The organism is Paenibacillus sp. Y301 (assembly GCF_059445505.1).
Genome location: NZ_JCAIUL010000014.1, coordinates 79,145 through 97,635, shown reverse-complemented (window position 1 = coordinate 97,635; position 18,491 = coordinate 79,145). Strand labels below are relative to the sequence as shown.

The 18,491-nt window shown below is 40.5% G+C and carries 18 protein-coding genes and 1 tRNA gene; 17 read left to right on the top strand and 2 right to left on the bottom strand.

Annotation, left to right across the window (positions count from 1 at the left end):
• Positions 1-5: 5 nt before the first annotated feature.
• From whiA to AC1D69_RS20140, 10 genes are all read left to right on the top strand, one after another.
• Complete coding sequence (whiA, locus tag AC1D69_RS20185) at positions 6-935, top strand: DNA-binding protein WhiA (RefSeq protein WP_495457966.1); 930 nt, start codon at positions 6-8, stop codon at positions 933-935.
• Between the two features lie 96 nt (positions 936-1,031).
• Positions 1,032-1,301, top strand: a complete 270-nt coding sequence (locus tag AC1D69_RS20180; protein ID WP_429374001.1) for an HPr family phosphocarrier protein — start codon at positions 1,032-1,034, stop codon at positions 1,299-1,301.
• A 309-nt stretch (positions 1,302-1,610) separates the two neighbouring features.
• Positions 1,611-2,369, top strand: a complete 759-nt coding sequence (locus tag AC1D69_RS20175) for an SIMPL domain-containing protein (protein WP_495457935.1) — start codon at positions 1,611-1,613, stop codon at positions 2,367-2,369.
• A gap of 326 nt (positions 2,370-2,695) precedes the next feature.
• Entirely contained in the window at positions 2,696-3,676 is a 981-nt protein-coding gene (locus tag AC1D69_RS20170) for an ABC transporter ATP-binding protein (RefSeq protein WP_495457934.1), read from the top strand.
• Positions 3,673-4,527, top strand: a complete 855-nt coding sequence (locus tag AC1D69_RS20165) for an ABC transporter permease (RefSeq protein ID WP_495457933.1) — start codon at positions 3,673-3,675, stop codon at positions 4,525-4,527. Before AC1D69_RS20170 ends, AC1D69_RS20165 begins: the two co-directional genes overlap by 4 nt.
• On the top strand, positions 4,524-5,330 hold the full coding sequence (locus AC1D69_RS20160; RefSeq protein WP_495457932.1) for an ABC transporter permease: 807 nt from the start codon (positions 4,524-4,526) through the stop codon (positions 5,328-5,330). Before AC1D69_RS20165 ends, AC1D69_RS20160 begins: the two co-directional genes overlap by 4 nt.
• 134 nt (positions 5,331-5,464) lie before the next feature.
• Positions 5,465-6,484 (top strand): polyamine ABC transporter substrate-binding protein, encoded by a 1,020-nt coding sequence (locus tag AC1D69_RS20155; protein WP_495457965.1) that lies wholly within the window; start codon positions 5,465-5,467, stop codon positions 6,482-6,484.
• 243 nt (positions 6,485-6,727) lie between these two features.
• Positions 6,728-7,501, top strand: a complete 774-nt coding sequence (locus AC1D69_RS20150) for a DUF2087 domain-containing protein (RefSeq protein WP_495457931.1) — start codon at positions 6,728-6,730, stop codon at positions 7,499-7,501.
• Between the two features lie 27 nt (positions 7,502-7,528).
• The gene (locus AC1D69_RS20145) at positions 7,529-7,936 is read left to right on the top strand and encodes a GIY-YIG nuclease family protein (protein WP_495457930.1); all 408 of its coding nucleotides are present in this window, start codon (positions 7,529-7,531) and stop codon (positions 7,934-7,936) included.
• A 132-nt stretch (positions 7,937-8,068) separates the two neighbouring features.
• Entirely contained in the window at positions 8,069-9,142 is a 1,074-nt protein-coding gene (locus AC1D69_RS20140; RefSeq protein ID WP_495457929.1) for a DUF3298 and DUF4163 domain-containing protein, read from the top strand.
• A 60-nt stretch (positions 9,143-9,202) separates the two neighbouring features.
• Here the strand turns inward: AC1D69_RS20140 and clpP are convergent, their stop codons facing one another.
• Both clpP and AC1D69_RS20130 read right to left on the bottom strand, forming a co-directional pair.
• A complete protein-coding gene (gene clpP, locus AC1D69_RS20135; RefSeq protein WP_495457928.1) occupies positions 9,203-9,793 on the bottom strand; it encodes an ATP-dependent Clp endopeptidase proteolytic subunit ClpP in 591 nt (196 codons plus the stop codon).
• A gap of 189 nt (positions 9,794-9,982) precedes the next feature.
• Positions 9,983-10,057, bottom strand: a tRNA-Arg gene (locus AC1D69_RS20130).
• Positions 10,058-10,339: 282 nt separating this feature from the next.
• On the opposite strand from AC1D69_RS20130, the gene AC1D69_RS20125 reads away from it, so the two are divergent.
• From AC1D69_RS20125 to secG, 7 genes are all read left to right on the top strand, one after another.
• Complete coding sequence (locus AC1D69_RS20125) at positions 10,340-11,389, top strand: sugar-binding transcriptional regulator (protein ID WP_495457927.1); 1,050 nt, start codon at positions 10,340-10,342, stop codon at positions 11,387-11,389.
• Between the two features lie 84 nt (positions 11,390-11,473).
• Positions 11,474-12,484, top strand: coding sequence for a type I glyceraldehyde-3-phosphate dehydrogenase (gap, locus tag AC1D69_RS20120; protein WP_495457926.1), 1,011 nt, complete (start codon positions 11,474-11,476; stop codon positions 12,482-12,484).
• A 208-nt stretch (positions 12,485-12,692) separates the two neighbouring features.
• Positions 12,693-13,874, top strand: coding sequence for a phosphoglycerate kinase (locus AC1D69_RS20115; protein WP_495457925.1), 1,182 nt, complete (start codon positions 12,693-12,695; stop codon positions 13,872-13,874).
• Between the two features lie 103 nt (positions 13,875-13,977).
• On the top strand, positions 13,978-14,730 hold the full coding sequence (gene tpiA / locus AC1D69_RS20110) for a triose-phosphate isomerase (protein WP_495457924.1): 753 nt from the start codon (positions 13,978-13,980) through the stop codon (positions 14,728-14,730).
• A gap of 1 nt (position 14,731) precedes the next feature.
• Positions 14,732-16,276, top strand: coding sequence for a 2,3-bisphosphoglycerate-independent phosphoglycerate mutase (gpmI, locus tag AC1D69_RS20105; protein WP_495457923.1), 1,545 nt, complete (start codon positions 14,732-14,734; stop codon positions 16,274-16,276).
• Between the two features lie 47 nt (positions 16,277-16,323).
• A complete protein-coding gene (gene eno / locus AC1D69_RS20100) occupies positions 16,324-17,610 on the top strand; it encodes a phosphopyruvate hydratase (protein WP_495457922.1) in 1,287 nt (428 codons plus the stop codon).
• 235 nt (positions 17,611-17,845) lie between these two features.
• Positions 17,846-18,076: a preprotein translocase subunit SecG gene (gene secG / locus AC1D69_RS20095; RefSeq protein ID WP_495457921.1), complete on the top strand. Its 231-nt coding sequence runs from the start codon at positions 17,846-17,848 to the stop codon at positions 18,074-18,076.
• Positions 18,077-18,491: the final 415 nt, after the last annotated feature.

The following is an 18,491-nucleotide window of genomic DNA, read 5'->3' as shown; positions in this document are numbered from 1 at the left end:
GTCCCTTGTCATTTGCGGCACAGACCAAAAAAGAATTGACTATGGTTGAAGGACAGGCATGTTGTGAGAAGGCTGAATTATCAGCATTAATTCGAATGAATGGTTCAGTTCAGCTGTCCAACAAAAAGGTCATTTTAGATATCTCGACAGAAAATGCCGCGATAGCAAGGCGAATTTATACCTTGATCAAAAAATACTTTCAAGCGCATACTGAACTACTTGTCCGTAAAAAAATGAGATTAAAAAAGAACAACGTCTATATCGTACGTATTCCAGCCCAGGTACAGGAAATTCTGAAGGAACTTCATATTGTTTCCGAAGGTTTTATATTTACACCAGACATTCAACCTGATCTTATTCGTAAAAATTGCTGTAAACGGGCATATTTACGAGGTGCATTCATGGCAGGTGGATCAGTGAATAACCCAGAGGGGTCCTCTTATCATTTGGAGATTTCCTCCATGTATGAAGACCATTGTAAGGCACTAGTAGATCTGGCTAACGAGTTCAATTTGAATGCACGTTTTATTGAGCGTAAAAAGGGATTCGTTCTTTACATTAAGGAAGGCGAGAAGATTATCGAATTTCTCAGTATGATCGGTGCACATCAATCGTTATTTAAGTTTGAAGATGTTCGTATTATGCGTGATATGAGAAATTCCGTAAATCGGATTGTAAACTGTGAGACCGCCAACTTGAATAAAACAATTGGTGCAGCAGTGAGACAGATCGAGAATATTAAGCTATTACAACGTGAAATGGGATTAGAAAATTTACCAGAGAAACTGCGAGAAGTAGCAGAGGTTCGGCTTGTTCATCCTGATATGAACTTGAAAGAAGTCGGTGAGATGCTCAAAGGCACAGTCAGTAAATCAGGCGTAAATCATCGTTTGCGTAAGATTGATGAGATGGCCGATAAAATTCGCAATGGTTAAGTTTTTACTCTAGTGTCCTTCATGTTATAATGGTATAATGTTATTAATAAAAATGGTAATTCAGTGTATAGATTTATAAATAGGGGGTAAGTTTCCATGACAAAACACCCAGTAGTTGTCCGTCTAAAGACGGGTCTTCACGCGAGACCGGCAGCATTGTTCGTTCAAGAAGCGAACAAGTACTCGTCCGAAATTTTCGTGGAAAAAGACGATAAAAAAGTGAATGCTAAAAGTATCATGGGTATAATGAGTCTTGCAATCAGCTCAGGTACGGAAATCAACATTAGTGCTGAAGGTGCTGATGCTGAGCAGGCTGTAACTGCTTTAGTCAATTTGGTGAGTAAAGAGGAATTAGAGAACCAGTAATCGACCCATAATCGATGCGTTCTCGACATTCAATTGCATACATTAAGGAGCCGATCCCTAAAGGATTAGCTCCTTTTTGTTATTGTGATGCCTCCTAAATCTTATTAATTAAATTTATTTCTCCCCTTATGCAACCTTTCCTAATAAACCTCGTCTAAAGGGTAAATAAAGGAATAATTTTACGAGTGCGGATAAAATTAACTCAAACAAGATAAAGATGATGCATACGGGGCAAGCTTTACTTCGTGATGCTCAGACTATGCTTACGAAGTTAGCTTTACTCCGTAAAACTTTTAGGAGGCGAAGGTCATGCAAAGATGGGTGAAGAAAACGGGGAGTTTATTAGTAGCAGGTGCATTGGTGTTAGGATTAACAGGGGTTACGGGTTCGTTAACTAGTACTTCTAAGGTGTATGCAGACGAAGTACAACGTAATGTAATTAATGTTGTAGGTACAGGTGAAATCTCGATTACACCAGACATTGCGTATTTATCTATTGGTGTAACTTCGCAGGCGGATACGGCTCAAGCAGCACAAAAGGCAAATGCAGCTAAGATGAAGAAGTTGAATGATCTATTGAAGAACACATGGAAGATCGCTGATAAAGATATTAAGAGCACACAGTTCTATGTGCAACCTAACTATACCTATACAGAAAAAGAAGGACAAAAAGTGAAAGGGTATAATGCAAATCATACGATTCAAGTGACTTATCGTGATCTTGCTAAGATTGGTGAACTACTTGATGCGGCATCAAATGTAGGGGCAAATAACATTGATAATGTTCGCTTCTCGATAGAGAATCGTGATCAGTTCGAGACGCAAGTGATTGAGAAGGCGATGGCTAACGCTAATCTGAAGGCTAGTGCTATTGCGAAAGCAGCGAATCGACAATTAGGTATGGTTCTAACCGTTAGTCAGGGAGATATGAGTAACCCAGTCGTGTACGCGCAAACTGAAATGTTAATGAATGCGAAGTCGAGCATGGACTCAGCAGGTTCGTCAGCTGTTGAAGCTGGGGAAGTTAAAGTAGCAACACAGCTTAGCGTACAATATGAAATTAAATAACATCTAGGTTAAATGAATAATTGTGTTCACTAGAGTCACCTTCCTTCGACGAAACGTTGTCGCGGGAGGGTGACTTTTTAAATGCTGATTAATGTTTTGTGACGAATGTAGATTTGTTATTGTCGAAAACGATAGAAAGTTGTTGTACCTCAAGGCGAAAAACGTTATAGTGAATATGCGAAAATGGTATGTGCATGTTTAGGATTAAATGATTGAATAATAAGAATGAAAGAAAGCCATACAGATGATATGGCTTTTTAAAAATGTTAGAAGCTATGAACATAATGTAAACGGAATCTATACGATGAAAAAAGGGGTTGGTACTTATGATTGAACTCGTCAAGATCGAGAAGCAATTTGAAGGGCAAGTGGTGGTAAAACCATTATCCATGAACATTAAGGAAGGTGAATTCCTTACGTTGCTGGGTCCAAGTGGATGTGGGAAGACGACTATTCTTCGCATGATTGCGGGTTTTGAGCAACCTACGGATGGGGATATCGTACTTGCTGGGAAAGTTGTGACGGATAAGTCTCCTAACGAAAGAGACTTGAATTTGGTATTCCAGCACTATGCGCTATTTCCACATATGACGGTGGAAGAGAATATTGCCTTTGGATTAAAAATGAAAAAGATACCAAAGAATGAACAAAAGGTACGGATTGCAGAGGCAGTTGCCATGACGCAGCTAACGGCTCTAACCGGACGTTATCCTCATCAACTATCGGGAGGCCAACAACAGCGGGTAGCTATAGCCCGAGCTATAGTGAATAAACCGAAAGTGTTGTTACTCGATGAGCCACTTGGGGCACTAGATTTACAGTTGCGCAAAAATTTACAAACCGAATTAAAGCACCTTCAGCGTACATTGGGTATAACTTTTGTATATGTAACACATGATCAAGAGGAAGCTATGATGATGTCTGATCGAATCGTTATTATGAATAATGGGCAAGTTGAACAGATCGGAACCCCTAAAGAAATCTATTCTTCACCACGTACACTATTTGCAGCAACCTTTGTTGGTGAGAATAATATCTTTACATCACCCCAAGGTTTATTTGCAGTAAGACCTGAGAAGTTACGCCCACAACGAAGCGTAGAAGGTTCGATGAAGTCAGGTGTTATTCAAGATGTTCTGTATCTGGGAAATGTGCATAAATTATTGGTTGAACTAGATCAAGTAGGTGAGCAAGCAGCCATGATAGTGACGATGGTTCTGGATTCAACGGATGAAGAGGCATGGCAAGTAGGGGAACGGATTGGGGTGAGCTGGAACCCTAAGGATGAGGTGGTGATCCAACCGTGAACAAGTCCAAATGGTTCTTTACACCTGTATTGATATGGTTAGGATTATTCTTGATTGTCCCCATGCTTATCGTTGTGGCCATGTCTTTCATGCAACGCGACACACTGGGTAATGTTGTCTTTAGTTTCAGTTGGGAAGGTTATAAGACATTCTGGGATTCCCTTTATCTAGGGATCTATTGGGATACAATCGTATTATCCTTCATGACGACCTTGATATGTCTAGTTGTAAGTTATCCATTAGCCTATTATTTAGCCAATGCTTCTCCTCGAATGCAGAATTGGGGTATGATACTAATTACGATTCCTTTCTGGATTAATTTCTTGATACGGACTTACGCTTGGGTATTACTGCTTCGAACACAGGGTGTGGTGAACAGTTTACTGATCCATTTTGGATGGATAGATGAACCATTGCAAATGCTCTATACCAAGGGCGCTGTTCTGTTAGGGATGGTATATAATTTCATTCCTTTTATGGTGCTACCTTTATATGTGGCTATCGAGCAGATTGATCGACGTTTGCTTGATGCTGCAAGTGATTTAGGAGCCAGTCGATGGAAGGCATTCTGGCATATTGCTTTACCACAGAGTAAGGCAGGTATTATGACGGGGTCTGTGCTTGTCTTTGTATCTACTGCGGGAATGTTCGTTGTTACAGATATTCTAGGAGGATCGAAATCCTCTATGATTAGTAACATTATTCAGGCACAGTTTCTTGGAGCGCGTAATTGGCCCTTCGGTTCAGCGCTATCCGTTATTTTTGTATTGACTTCGCTTATACTGATTGTATTATTTAGTCGAGCTATGAAGTCACGTAGCGATCGTACAAGGGAGGGTGGAAGCAAATGAAGAAGAAAGGACATCCACTTCTCGGTATTCATTCTGCATTAATGATGATATTCATCTACGTACCCATTGTGCTCGTTATTGTGTATTCCTTCAATAACACACGCCTAAGTGGGGATTGGAAGGGTTTCACGCTTGATTGGTATTCCTCTTTAATGAGAGATCGCCACGTTATGGAAGCTTTAACTAATAGTCTTATCATTGCTGTTGTTTCAACTATTGCAGCGACTTTATTGGGTACGATCTCAGCTTTATCTATGCGCGAAATGGCGAAGAAGTGGAAAACTCCACTAAATGGGATGTTGTATATGCCTGTAATTATCCCGGACATCATCATGGGCTTGTCGTTACTAGTGCTATTCAGCCAACTTCAAATCCCTTTAGGGAAGTCAACAGTCATGATTGCCCATATTACGTTTAGTCTGTCTTATGTATACGTTCTTGTGACCGCAAGATTAGCGGGAATGGGTAGACAACTTGAAGAGGCAGCTCAGGACCTTGGAGCTAGTTATTGGCAGACTTTCCGACACATCACATTACCACAGATTACACCTGGTATTATCTCAGGGGCCCTTATTGCATTTACACTTTCACTTGATGATTTCATGGTTAGTTTCTTCGTGGCTGGGCCTAGCTCGACGACGCTCCCCATCTATATTTATGGGCAAGTGAAACGAGGAATATCACCAGAGATTAATGCATTGTGTACGTTGCTTATACTGGTTAGCATCACCTTGATATTGTTGGCGCAATACGCGTTGAATCGAGGAAAAGGACAGAAGAAACATAAGATGTTGCCCTTTTAATACCGTAGTTTGAGAATATATCATTACAAATGATGGATGGCCAAGTTGTAAGAGTAACTTGTACATTTGCCATATAAAAAGGTTTAACGAAAGAGAGGAGATACGTAACTGTGAAAAGAACTGGATTTTTTAGTATGCTTGGAGTTGGAGTTTTGGCAATTTCCCTTTTGGGTGGTTGTTCCTCCAAAGAGAAGTTGCATATTTACAGCTGGGCGGACAATTTTGATGAATCGGTGATATCGGATTTCGAGAAAGAGTTCAATGTGGACGTAACATATGATATTTATGCAAATAATGAGGATCTATTAGCCAAGATTAAAGCTGGAGGCGGAGGTTATGATCTAATCCAACCGTCAGACTATATGGTGGAGACGATGATCAAGAACAATCTGCTAGAACCATTGGATAAGAGTAATATCCCGAATTTCACTAATATTTCGGATACATTCAAAGACCCAACGTTCGATCCAGAGAATAAATATTCCATTGTCTATACTTCTGGTGTAACCGGAATTGCATATAACAAGAAATATATCAAAGATCCAATTGATAGTTGGGAAGATCTATGGAATCCAGCCTATAAGGGAAAAGTATTGCTATTAGATGACAACCGTGAAGTAATCGGTATGGCTCTTAAGAAGCAAGGGTTCTCAAACAGTTCTACCAATGAAGCGGAGATTAAAACAGCCGTAGACGATTTGAAGACATTACTCCCAAGCGTCCTAGCTTTTGATACAGATACTATTAAACAAAAGATGATTCAAGAAGAGGGATGGATCAGTACAGTATGGTCCGGAGATGCTGCGTATATTGTAAAGGATAACCCGGATATTGCGTACGTTGTGCCTAAAGAAGGGGCGACGATATTCTCTGATAACTATGCGATCCCTAAAGGGGCTAAGAATAAAGCATTAGCAGAGAAATTCATCAATTATATGCTGGATCCTCAAGTGAGTGCGACCAACTATGAAGCTATTGGTTATAGTGATCCGAATACCAAAGCGATGGAGTTCCATAGTGAAACCTATCGTAGTAATACGATGATCAACCTGACAGAAGAAGAACTAAATCGGACAGAATGGTTGAGTGATGTAGGGGATACCCTGCAGATCTATGATCGGTATTGGACAGAATTGAAAAGCGGTCGGGAATAACATTCTGTACACATAAAAGAGTAAGTGATATTTGGAAGCAGTTCGAAGCTACAGTCGTAGCTTTGAATTGCTTTTTTTGTTAAAATCTAAACGTTTCTTCGCCGCTAAAGGACGGCGAGGCCGTTTATGCTTGTAAGGATAACGCTGCTTAGATGAATCAAGTCAGACTAACTTGATTAAAAACAAACGATAACATATAATGTCTATTAAATAAGCAAACAATATTGGAAGGTGTCTATAATTATGGGGTATTTATCAAAATATTTCTGGAACGCGAGTGTTGAGGAAATTAAGCAAGGTTATGTGTACGATGCAGAACAGGAGGCATATGTTTGTTTAGTCTGCGGGTTGCGATATGAGAAGGGTATTATCTATAAGGAAGAAGAGGTATTCTACGAAGCGGAGAAATATGTACGTCGGCATATTGCAGGGGAACACACGTCAATGGTGGACTTTTTACTAGGATTAGATAAGAAATGGACGGGATTAACAGATTTGCAGCGAACGTTATTGAACTATTTTCAAATGGGGTTAAGTGACCAAGAGATCGTTAAAGAACTAGATGGAGGAAGTGCCTCAACTATTCGGAATCACCGCTTTACTTTACGTGAGAAGATGAAGCAAGCAAAGGTGTTTCTGTCCATTATGGAGCTAGTGGAGGAGAGATCAAGCAATAAGAACAAGTATATCCATATTCATGATTCTCCTTCGCTGTTGGATGAACGACACTCGATCACGCAGCAAGAGAATGAAGATATTCTTAATACGTATTTTAGTCAGGGTCTAGAGGGCCCGTTAAAAGAATTTCCCAAGAAAGAAAAGCGAAAGATCGTAATTTTGCGTCATCTTATTCAATTGTTTGATGTTCAAAAGTACTATACGGAAAAAGAGGTCAACGCAGTCCTTCAAGCTCGGTTAGATGACTATGTTACATTAAGACGTTATTTGATTGAATATGGATTCATGGAGCGGGAACCGGATGGCAGTCAATATTGGGTGAAAAGTAAGACGAAATAACAAACGATGATGAAGGAAGGGATCGACATGGATCAGCAAAGACGTAAACAATTAGTAACAGAGTATCAACAACGTCCACGTGAAATCGGAGTATATCAAATCTACAATTTGGCGAATCATAAAATATGGATCGGAAGTAGCCTGAATTTACATGGAGCGCTCAATAAAGATGTGTTCATGCTAAATATGGGGAATCATGACTGTAAGGCATTGCAGAAGGAATGGAAGGAATACGGTGAACATCAATTTAAGTTGGAAATATTGGAGAAATTGAAACTGGAGGAAGGTGAGTCTCTAATCGGTATGGTCCCAGTGAATGTACCTGTAAACCACCCATCGAATAAAAAAATTAAGAAAGAGCTCGAGGAATTAGAACAGAAGTGGCTACTTAAGCTTCAACCCTATGGAGATAAGGGGTATCACGAACAGAATTAACGATTTATTGATGGCTGATTAACTCTTACAACTAACGACAATACTGTTACTCAGATGTTACTTTATTCATTTTCCGTTTCGATATACTATGAAGTAATACCATTAATTAGTTGTTGAAGGGAGTATTGGAAAATGAATAAGGTAATGAGATATAGTGTGGCAGTTTTATTAGCTGGTATTCTAGGTACTAGTCTAGGATATACAGGACAAGCATCCACATACGCAGCACCGAATGCGACAAAAGGTACTATTCAACAAACCTCTGTGGTTCTGAAATGGAAGGGAACGACGTTATCCCAGAAAGGGCTAATTCATAATGGGAATACTTTGATTCCCGTGACTGTACTGAGAGATCAAATGGGGCTCCCTTTAACATATAATCCAGGCACAAGAACTTATAGTGTTGGTAGTGGGCATAGACAGTTGAATATCGATGTAATGGAGTATGGGGTTAACACAAACATTAATAACTATTACGTTAATAACTATGAAGTTCAGAATATCAAAGGCAAATTATATGTCCCGTTCAAGTTGATGAGTGATTACTTGGGGTATCAAGGCGTATGGAATCCATCACTTAAATCTCTGAGTATTACTCCAAGAGTGGAGAACCATACGATCATTAAATCAGAATCTGATGAGACGAAGACGAAGGATGCCCTTTTCTTGTTACGCTACCCTATCATTAGTGGACTTGAGAATGCAGACGCGGAGAAAGAGATTAACACTATCCTAGAGAAGCTCAAGGACCAATTCGTAGATGCCTCTAAAGAACAGGCTGCTAAGAGAGATAGTTCTGTCGAGCACACCTACCAATTCTTTCAGAACTATATTGTGACATACAATGAGAATGGAATGCTAAGTATCGTTGTAGATCAGTATAGTTATACGGGTGGAGCACATGGGGGCACATGGCAGACAGGATTAACCTTTTCCTTAAAGAATGGAAAGCTACTTTCGTTAGATGACCTATTGAAAGAGAAAAAGCCCACCTATAAAGTGGAGTTAAATCAATTTGTTGTGAAGAGTCTCAAAGAAATAAATGGGCACTATGAAGATTTTAAAGGGCTTAAAGATGATGCAGACTACTTTCTCAAAACGGATGGCTTAGCGTTGTTCTTTCAACAATATGCCTATACACCCTATGTTGCAGGTATTCCAACATTTGTGATCCCCTATAATCAAGTGCTACCTACTTTAAAATAATAAAACAAAAAACCATGTTCCTCTAGGGAACATGGTTTTTTATAGAGAAAAGTTCTTATTTTATAGAGCTAATGGCTTTTCGATAACTTTGTCGATGATGCCGTACGCCGCAGCATCTGCAGCACTCATGAAGTAATCACGATCGGTATCTTTCTCGATACGTTCAAGTGGTTGCCCTGTACGTTCGGACAATATTTTGTTCAACTTATCACGCATTTTGAGAATACGACGAGCACGAATTTCTATATCCGATGCTTGACCTTGTGCACCACCTAGAGGTTGGTGAATCATGATCTCACTGTTTGGAAGAGCATAACGTTTACCAATTGCACCTGCGTTCAATAGGAAAGCTCCCATTGAAGCAGCCATACCTACACAAATTGTAGATACATCAGGCTTGATATACTGCATCGTGTCAAATATTGCCATTCCGGCTGTAATGGATCCACCAGGACTGTTTACATATAAAGAGATATCTTTCTCTGGGTCTTCAGCAGCTAGAAATAGCATTTGTGCGATAATGGAATTGGCAACCATGTCATTTACATCAGAACCTAAGAAAATGATGCGATCTTTCAAAAGTCTAGAATAGATGTCATAAGCGCGTTCACCGCGGTTGCTTTGTTCAACGACCATAGGAATATAACCCACGTTGAAAACCTCCCTTTATTTAGCTAAATTATAACCTTTATTATACATACGATTACCGTATTTACCACATGATAAACATTTTAAATGAAAAAGTCAAAGAAAGTCAAACTCTGAACAAAAAAAATAGCCCTGATTGGACTTTGAGCGTTTGGTTAAAGATATTATAGAGACAAGCTACTGCAATAATAATGGCGCGCCCGCGAGGAATTGAACCTCGATCTCAGGCTTCGGAGGCCTACGTCATATCCATTTGACCACGGGCGCACGTTAAGCAATAGCAAAAATCATTATATGATAAATACGCAACAATAGCAAGGACTATCATGATGTATCTTCATTTTACTTTGCATAATAAGTAGAAGATAGATAGCGAAGATATGTAGTATGAGGGATTGGTACTTATTATGTATAAGAATTTCAAAACTTGTGAAATATACTCAGGGAATGCTTGCAACAGGAGCAAATATTGGTTACAATAGAGGTGGGACTTAAAAAGTTAACCCGGGACATTTTAAGGCCATGGAGAATGTAGCAGGAGTGGAAAGCATGCGAAATTTATTGGAAATACAAAAGCAGCTTCTGCCTGATCTCATGGAAACACTCAAGACAAGGTATAGTATTCTTCAACGAATCATGCTGTTTGATATGATTGGTCGTAGAACGCTCGCCGCGTCGCTTCATATGACGGAACGTGTATTACGGTCCGAGACAGATCTATTGAAATCGCAAGGACTAATAGAGATTGAAAGTACGGGGATGAAAATTAGTGATTCAGGTAGAAAATTGCTGGAGTCGCTAGAGCCCATTGCTAAGAATCTATTTGGACTCGCTGATTTGGAAGATAGAATTCGTCAAGCATATGGACTACGTAAGGTAGTGATTGTGCCTGGTGATTCTGAGTTATCGACGTTCTCTAAACGAGAATTGGGGCGTGCAGGTGCAAAGGCCCTGCTAAGCGTCATGAGTAATGAGGATATAATCGCTGTTACAGGAGGTTCAACACTTGCTGCAGTCGCTGAGCAACTGACTCAACAGTCATCATCCCACGCTAAGCGAACTTGGTTCGTACCAGCTCGTGGTGGACTAGGTGAGAGCATGGAGTTCCAAGCGAACACCGTTGCTTCTACGATGGCTAAGAGTGTGGGAGCCCAATATCGATTATTGCATTTGCCGGATTTACTCAGCGAAGATGCTTATCAATCGCTTGTCCAAGATAAGAACATTCAGGAAATTGTTCAGTTAATCAGACAGTCAAGAATCATCGTGCACGGCATTGGTGATGCCATGGAAATGACACGTCGCAGAAAGCTTGATGCAGCTACAATTGAAGCTATTAGAGTGGATGGCGCAGTTGCTGAGTCCTTTGGTTATTATTTCAATGATAAAGGTGCTATGGTTCATAAGATGATGATTTTAGGTCTTCGACTGGAAGATATCATGAACACTGAAATTGTAATTGGGATTGCAGGCGGTAAGAGTAAGGCCAGAGCAATACACGCCGTTCTTAGGTTTGGTCAGGAAGATATACTCGTCACAGACGAGGCTGCCGCCTTAGAAATTGAGAGAGAGATGGAAGAACAGGCTCTCACAACTTAGAAGATTGACTATTATTTTGTTGTCACGACAGGCTTAATAACCCGTCTTGAATAAATAAAAACGAATTTCGGGAGGAAATATTAAATGACTGTAAAAGTTGGTATTAACGGATTTGGACGTATTGGTCGCCTTGCATTTCGTCGTATTCAAGCTGTGGAAGGTATCGAAGTAGTAGCTATTAATGACTTAACAGATGCTAAAATGTTAGCTCATCTTTTAAAATATGATACAACTCAAGGTCGCTTTGATGGTGACGTTGAAGTACATGACGGTTTCTTCAAAGTAAACGGTAAAGAAGTTAAGGTTCTAGCTAACCGTAACCCTGAAGAATTGCCTTGGGGAGATCTTGGTGTAGAAATCGTACTAGAATGTACTGGATTCTTCACTACTAAAGAAGCAGCTGAGAAGCATTTGAAAGGCGGAGCTAAAAAAGTCGTTATCTCTGCTCCAGCTACAGGCGACATGAAGACTGTTGTTTACAACGTTAACCATGAAATCCTTGATGGAACTGAAACTGTAATCTCTGGTGCTTCTTGTACTACTAACTGCCTAGCTCCTATGGCAAAAACATTACAAGATAATTTCGGTATTGTTGAAGGTTTGATGACAACAATCCACGCTTACACTGGCGACCAAAATACTTTGGATGCTCCTCACGCTAAAGGAGACTTCCGTCGTGCTCGCGCAGCTGCTGAGAACATTATTCCTAACACAACGGGTGCTGCTAAAGCAATCGGCCTAGTTATTCCTGAACTTAAAGGTAAATTGGATGGTGCTGCTCAACGTGTTCCAGTTGCAACTGGTTCATTGACTGAGTTGGTTACTGTTCTTGAAAAGAATGTAACTGTTGAAGAAATTAACGCTGCTATGAAAGCTGCTTCTGATGTGGACACTTATGGATACACAGAAGACGAAATCGTATCTTCTGATATCAAAGGTATTACATTCGGATCATTGTTTGACGCTACACAAACAAAAGTATTGACTGTTGGCGACAAACAATTGGTTAAAACAGTAGCTTGGTATGACAACGAAATGTCCTACACAGCACAACTTATTCGTACTTTGGAATACTTCGCTAAATTGGCTAAGTAATAAAGACAAAGCACTTAGAAAACTTAAAGAGCGGAAACGGGTAATATGGTTTCCGCTCTTTATAAAATAACGAAAAAATATCTTAAATTTAAGATATGGGTTTATAGAACGGTTACGCTCCTTCATGGGCGTCATGCTGTAGATGCTTTAAATGTTATTCCTTAGATTCCAATCGATAAAAATATAATGGGTGTGGGGGAACGTGGAGATGAATAAGAAGAGTGTACGGGATGTAGAGGTTAATGGATTAAGAGTATTTGTTCGTGTCGATTTCAATGTACCACTCGAAGATGGTAAAATTACCGATGATACACGTATTCGTGAAACTCTACCAACGATTAAATATTTGGTAGAACACGGAGCTAAAGTTATTTTGGCAAGTCATATGGGGCGTCCAAACGGACAAGTGGTAGAATCCATGCGTTTGACTCCTGCAGCTGAGCGTTTGTCTGAGTTGCTCGGTAAGAAAGTGATCAAAGCTAATGAGTCTGTTGGCGAAGCTGTTAAATCCCAAATTGCTGAAATGACTAATGGTGACGTATTATTGCTTGAGAACGTGCGGTTCTATCCTGGAGAAGAGAAGAATGACACTGAACTAGCGAAACAATTTGCTGAACTAGCAGATTTGTTCGTGAATGACGCCTTTGGCGCTGCTCACCGTGCTCATGCTTCTACAGAAGGTATTGCTCATCTTCTGCCAGCAGTATCCGGACTATTGATGGAAAAAGAATTGTCCGTGCTAGGTAAAGCATTCTCTACGCCTGAGCGTCCTTTTACAGCGATCGTTGGGGGATCGAAGGTTAAAGATAAAATTGACGTAATTAACAACTTGCTAAATCTTGCTGATAACGTGCTTATCGGTGGTGGATTAGCTTATACGTTCTTCAAAGCACAAGGACATGAAATTGGTCTATCCCTGTGTGATGATTCTAAACTTGACACTGCACTAGGATTCATTGAGAAGGCTAAAGAGCTTGGTAAAAACTTCATGCTTCCGGTCGACATTGTCATTGCTGACGACTTCAGTGCTGATGCAAATGTTCAAATCGTTGACATCGATAGCATTCCTGCAGGTTGGGAAGGCGTAGATATCGGACCGAAGACTCGTGCTCTTTATGCTGATGTAATCAAAAACTCCAAATTGGTTGTATGGAATGGACCAATGGGAGTTTTTGAAATGGAACCATTCGCTAATGGTACACTAGAAGTAGCTCAGGCATGTGCTACTACGGATGCTTATACGATCATTGGTGGTGGAGATTCAGCTGCAGCAGCTGAGAAATTCCATTTAGCTGATCAAATGAATCATATCTCTACGGGTGGCGGAGCTTCCCTTGAGTTCATGGAAGGCAAAAAACTTCCTGGTGTAGAGGCATTGAACGATAAATAAATCCTAAATATTCGTTTATAAATGACGGATTGCTTCACCTAGCATGTTGAGGGTGGACAGCCCGTCAGATATAAATGTGTAGGGAATACAAGGAGTGAATAGCATGAGAACACCTATTATCGCAGGTAACTGGAAGATGTTTAAAACAGTTCCAGAGGCTGAAGCGTTTATTGAAGAAATCAAAGGTAAAGCAGAAGTAACTGGTGTTGAGAGTGTTATTTGTGCACCATTTACCAACCTTCCAGCATTAGTAGAAGCTGTTAAAGGAACTGCTATCAAGATTGGTGCGCAGAATTTACATTTCGAAGACAACGGTGCTTACACTGGTGAAATCAGTGGCGTTATGTTAAAAGATCTAGGCGTTGACTATGTCATTATTGGTCACTCCGAACGTCGTGCTTATTTCGCTGAATCCGATGAAATTGTAAACAAGAAAGCACACGCTGCGTTTAAACATGGCATTACACCGATCATCTGCGTTGGTGAGAAGCTAGAAGAACGTGAAGCTGACCAGACTAAAGCAGTATGTAAAGTTCAGACTGAAGGTGCCTTGAAAGGGCTGACTGCTGAACAAGCAGCTCAAGTCGTTATCGCATACGAACCAATCTGGGCTATTGGTACAGGTAAATCTTCAACTGCACAAGATGCTAATGAGGTTATTTCCTATATCCGTGATCTAGTTAAAGGTTTATATGGTGAGAATGTTGCGAATGCTGTACGTATTCAATATGGCGGTAGTGTGAAGCCTGAGAATGTGGTAGAATACATGGGTCAAAGCGACATTGACGGAGCATTAGTCGGCGGAGCTAGCTTGCAACCTGATTCATTCGTTCAGCTTGTTGAGGGGGCGAAGTAAGATGCCAGCACCAAGACCGGTAGCCTTAATCATCATGGATGGTTTCGGACTTCGTAATACTCAAGAGGGTAATGCGGTAGCACAAGCCAAAAAGCCTAACTATGAACGGTTGATGAGCCAATATCCTAACTCTACTCTTATTGCTTGTGGTGAAGAAGTTGGATTGCCAGCAGGACAAATGGGTAATTCTGAGGTAGGTCATCTTAACATTGGTGCAGGCCGTATTGTTTATCAGGACTTGACTCGTATCTCCAAATCCATTCGTGATGGCGAGTTCTATGAGAATCCTACATTGGTGGAAGCTGTTCGCGCTGCCAAGGTAAACAATAAGAAATTCCATATCTATGGTCTATTGTCCGATGGAGGTGTACATAGTCACATTGAACATGTCTTTGCGATGCTCGATTTGGCTAAGAAGGAAGGTCTGGACGAAGTCTATATTCATGCCTTTCTAGATGGACGTGACGTATCTCCAGACTCAGGTAAGCATTTCGTTGAACAATTGAATGCTAAGATGGAACAAGTTGGGATCGGTAAAATTGCGACAGTACAGGGCCGTTATTATGCTATGGACCGTGACAAACGTTGGGAACGGGTTGAGAAGTCATACCGTGCTATCGTTTATGGAGATGGACCACAGTATACAGACGCGCTTCAAGCTGTGACGGAATCATACGAGAAATCGATTTTTGATGAATTCGTAGAACCTACCGTTATTGTAGATGAGCAGGGTAACCCAGTATCTACAGTTGAAAGCGGAGATTCAATTGTATTCTTGAATTTCCGTCCTGACCGTGCAATTCAATTGTCTCAAGTGTTCACGAACAAGGATTTCCGCGGTTTCGATCGTGGACCTAAGTTCCCTGAGAATCTACACTTTGTATGCTTGACGATGTTCAGTGAAACCGTAGAAGGTTATGTTGCATATGAACCGAAGAACCTAGATAATACGCTTGGGGAAGTATTGGTACAGAACAACAAGAAACAACTACGTATTGCTGAGACAGAGAAATATCCGCATGTCACTTTCTTCTTCAGTGGTGGGCGCGATGTTGAACTGCCAGGTGAGACTCGTATTCTGATTAATTCACCAAAAGTAGCTACGTATGATTTGCAACCAGAGATGAGTGCTTATGAAGTAGCTGATGCTGCAGTGAAAGAGATCGAAGCTGAGAATCACGATTGCATCATTCTTAATTTCGCGAATCCGGATATGGTAGGACACTCAGGTATGCTTGAGCCTACGATTAAGGCAGTTGAAGTGACGGATGAATGTATGGGTAAAGTGGTTGATGCTGTCATTGCTAAAGGCGGGGTAGCCATTATTATTGCTGACCACGGTAACGCTGATATGGTATTTGATGAGCAAGGACGTCCATTTACTGCACATACAACTAATCCTGTTCCGTTCATTCTGACAGCTTCTGATGTTGTGTTACGCGATGGTGGTATATTGGCAGATGTTGCACCTACGATCCTAGATCTAATGCAATTGCCTAAACCTGTTGAAATGACTGGCGTATCTATGATAGCTAGTCACAAATAAGTGAATTTTTACAAAAAAATGATGTTCAAACAAAGGAGAAAAAACACATGACTATTATTTCTGACGTGTATGCTCGCGAAGTCCTAGATTCTCGTGGTAACCCAACAGTTGAGGTTGAAGTATATTTGGAATCAGGCGGTCTTGGCCGTGCAATCGTACCATCCGGTGCATCTACTGGTGCTCATGAAGCGGTTGAGCTTCGTGACGGTGACAAATCTCGTTACCTTGGTAAAGGTGTATTGCAAGCTGTTAAGAACGTAAACGACATTATTGCTCCTGAAGTTATTGGTATGGATGCATTGGATCAAGTCGGTATCGACAAAATGATGATCACTCTTGATGGAACACACAACAAAGGTAAATTGGGTGCTAATGCTATTCTAGCTGTATCCATGGCTGTAGCTCGCGCTGCTGCTGACGCTTTGGATCTTCCTTTGTATGTTTACCTTGGCGGATTCAACGCTAAAGTTCTTCCAGTACCAATGATGAACATCATCAACGGTGGTGAGCATGCTGATAACAACATCGACGTTCAAGAGTTCATGGTTCTTCCAGTAGGAGCTCCAAGCTTTAAAGAAGCTCTTCGTGTTGGAGCAGAAATCTTCCACAACTTGAAATCCGTATTGAGTTCTAAAGGATTGAACACAGCTGTAGGTGATGAAGGCGGATTCGCACCGAACCTTAGCTCAAATGAAGAAGCAATCACAACAATTATCGAAGCTATCGAAAAAGCTGGTTACAAACCAGGCGTTGATGTATTCCTAGGTATGGACGTTGCTTCTACTGAGTTCTACAAAGATGGTAAATATACACTTGCTGGTGAAGGTAAATCTTACACTTCCGCTGAGTATGTTGATCTTCTTGCTTCATGGGTTGAGAAGTACCCAATCATCACAATCGAAGACGGTATGTCCGAAGATGACTGGGATGGATGGAAATTGCTTACTGAAAAATTGGGCGATAAAGTTCAATTGGTTGGTGATGACTTGTTCGTTACGAACACTGAGCGTCTTGCAACAGGTATCGAAAAAGGTATCGGTAACTCCATCTTGGTTAAGGTTAACCAAATTGGTACATTGACTGAAACTTTCGATGCAATTGAAATGGCTAAGCGCGCTGGTTACACAGCTGTTATCTCTCACCGTTCTGGTGAATCAGAAGATAGCACAATCGCTGATATCGCTGTTGCAACAAATGCTGGTCAGATCAAAACAGGTGCTCCTTCCCGTACTGACCGTATCGCTAAATACAACCAATTGCTTCGCATCGAAGATCAATTGGGTGAATTAGCTCAATACAACGGTATGAAATCTTTCTACAACTTGAAAAAATAATTTAACATAGATAAAAAAGGCCAGATCGGGTGCACACCGACTGGCTTTTTTTTAATATAAGAAATGAGTACGTTTGGCTTGACCCTCTAGGTTATGGATATTCCCCCTAATTGAGGAGGTAATCTTGTCAAATATAGGCTCATGTGATACAATAAGAATGCTGTTTTCCGTAAATAACTAATTAATTCAACTTGGAATACATTAGAATGTTTGACACGTTTAGGAGGTGGAATGAATGGAACTCTTTTTACAAGTATTACTCGTTATTTTCTCCATTGGTTTAATCGCGGTGGTTCTCTTACAAAAAGGGAAAAGTGCAGGGCTTTCCGGCGCCATCTCCGGCGGTGCTGAACATCTTTTTGGTAAAAGTAAAGCTCGTGGTATGGACTTGGTCCTACAGCGTGTAACGGTTGCATTGGCAGCAGGATTCTTTATCCTTGCTATTGCAGTAGCTGTTGTTAGCTAATGAGAATTTCCGAAACCTTCGCTCTTACATATCCTATGTGGAGTGAAGGTTTTTTTGTTAAATAAAAATAGCAATCCTCATCCTCGTTCACTGACATTTGTAAATAATTCTTCTAACCCTTCATGTTAACTCTCCTATACAAACTCTATTTTGAATCTTGATATCCCAAAAATTTGAAACACTTCCTCGTAGAACACTTCCTCGTAGTTTGACTAATGTTTCCCTGTCTTTATTCATATGTAATTGGTGTGATGGTGTTGAACAATGAAGAGGTACATAGATGGAAAAGGGATGTTTGGGATTGAAATCGTGTATACTAGGGTAAGGGTATAGTAAAGAAATAAATGGTAAACAAATAAATAATAAAGAAATAATATGAAGCAAAGGATACATAAGAGCTTGCATTGCATCTATA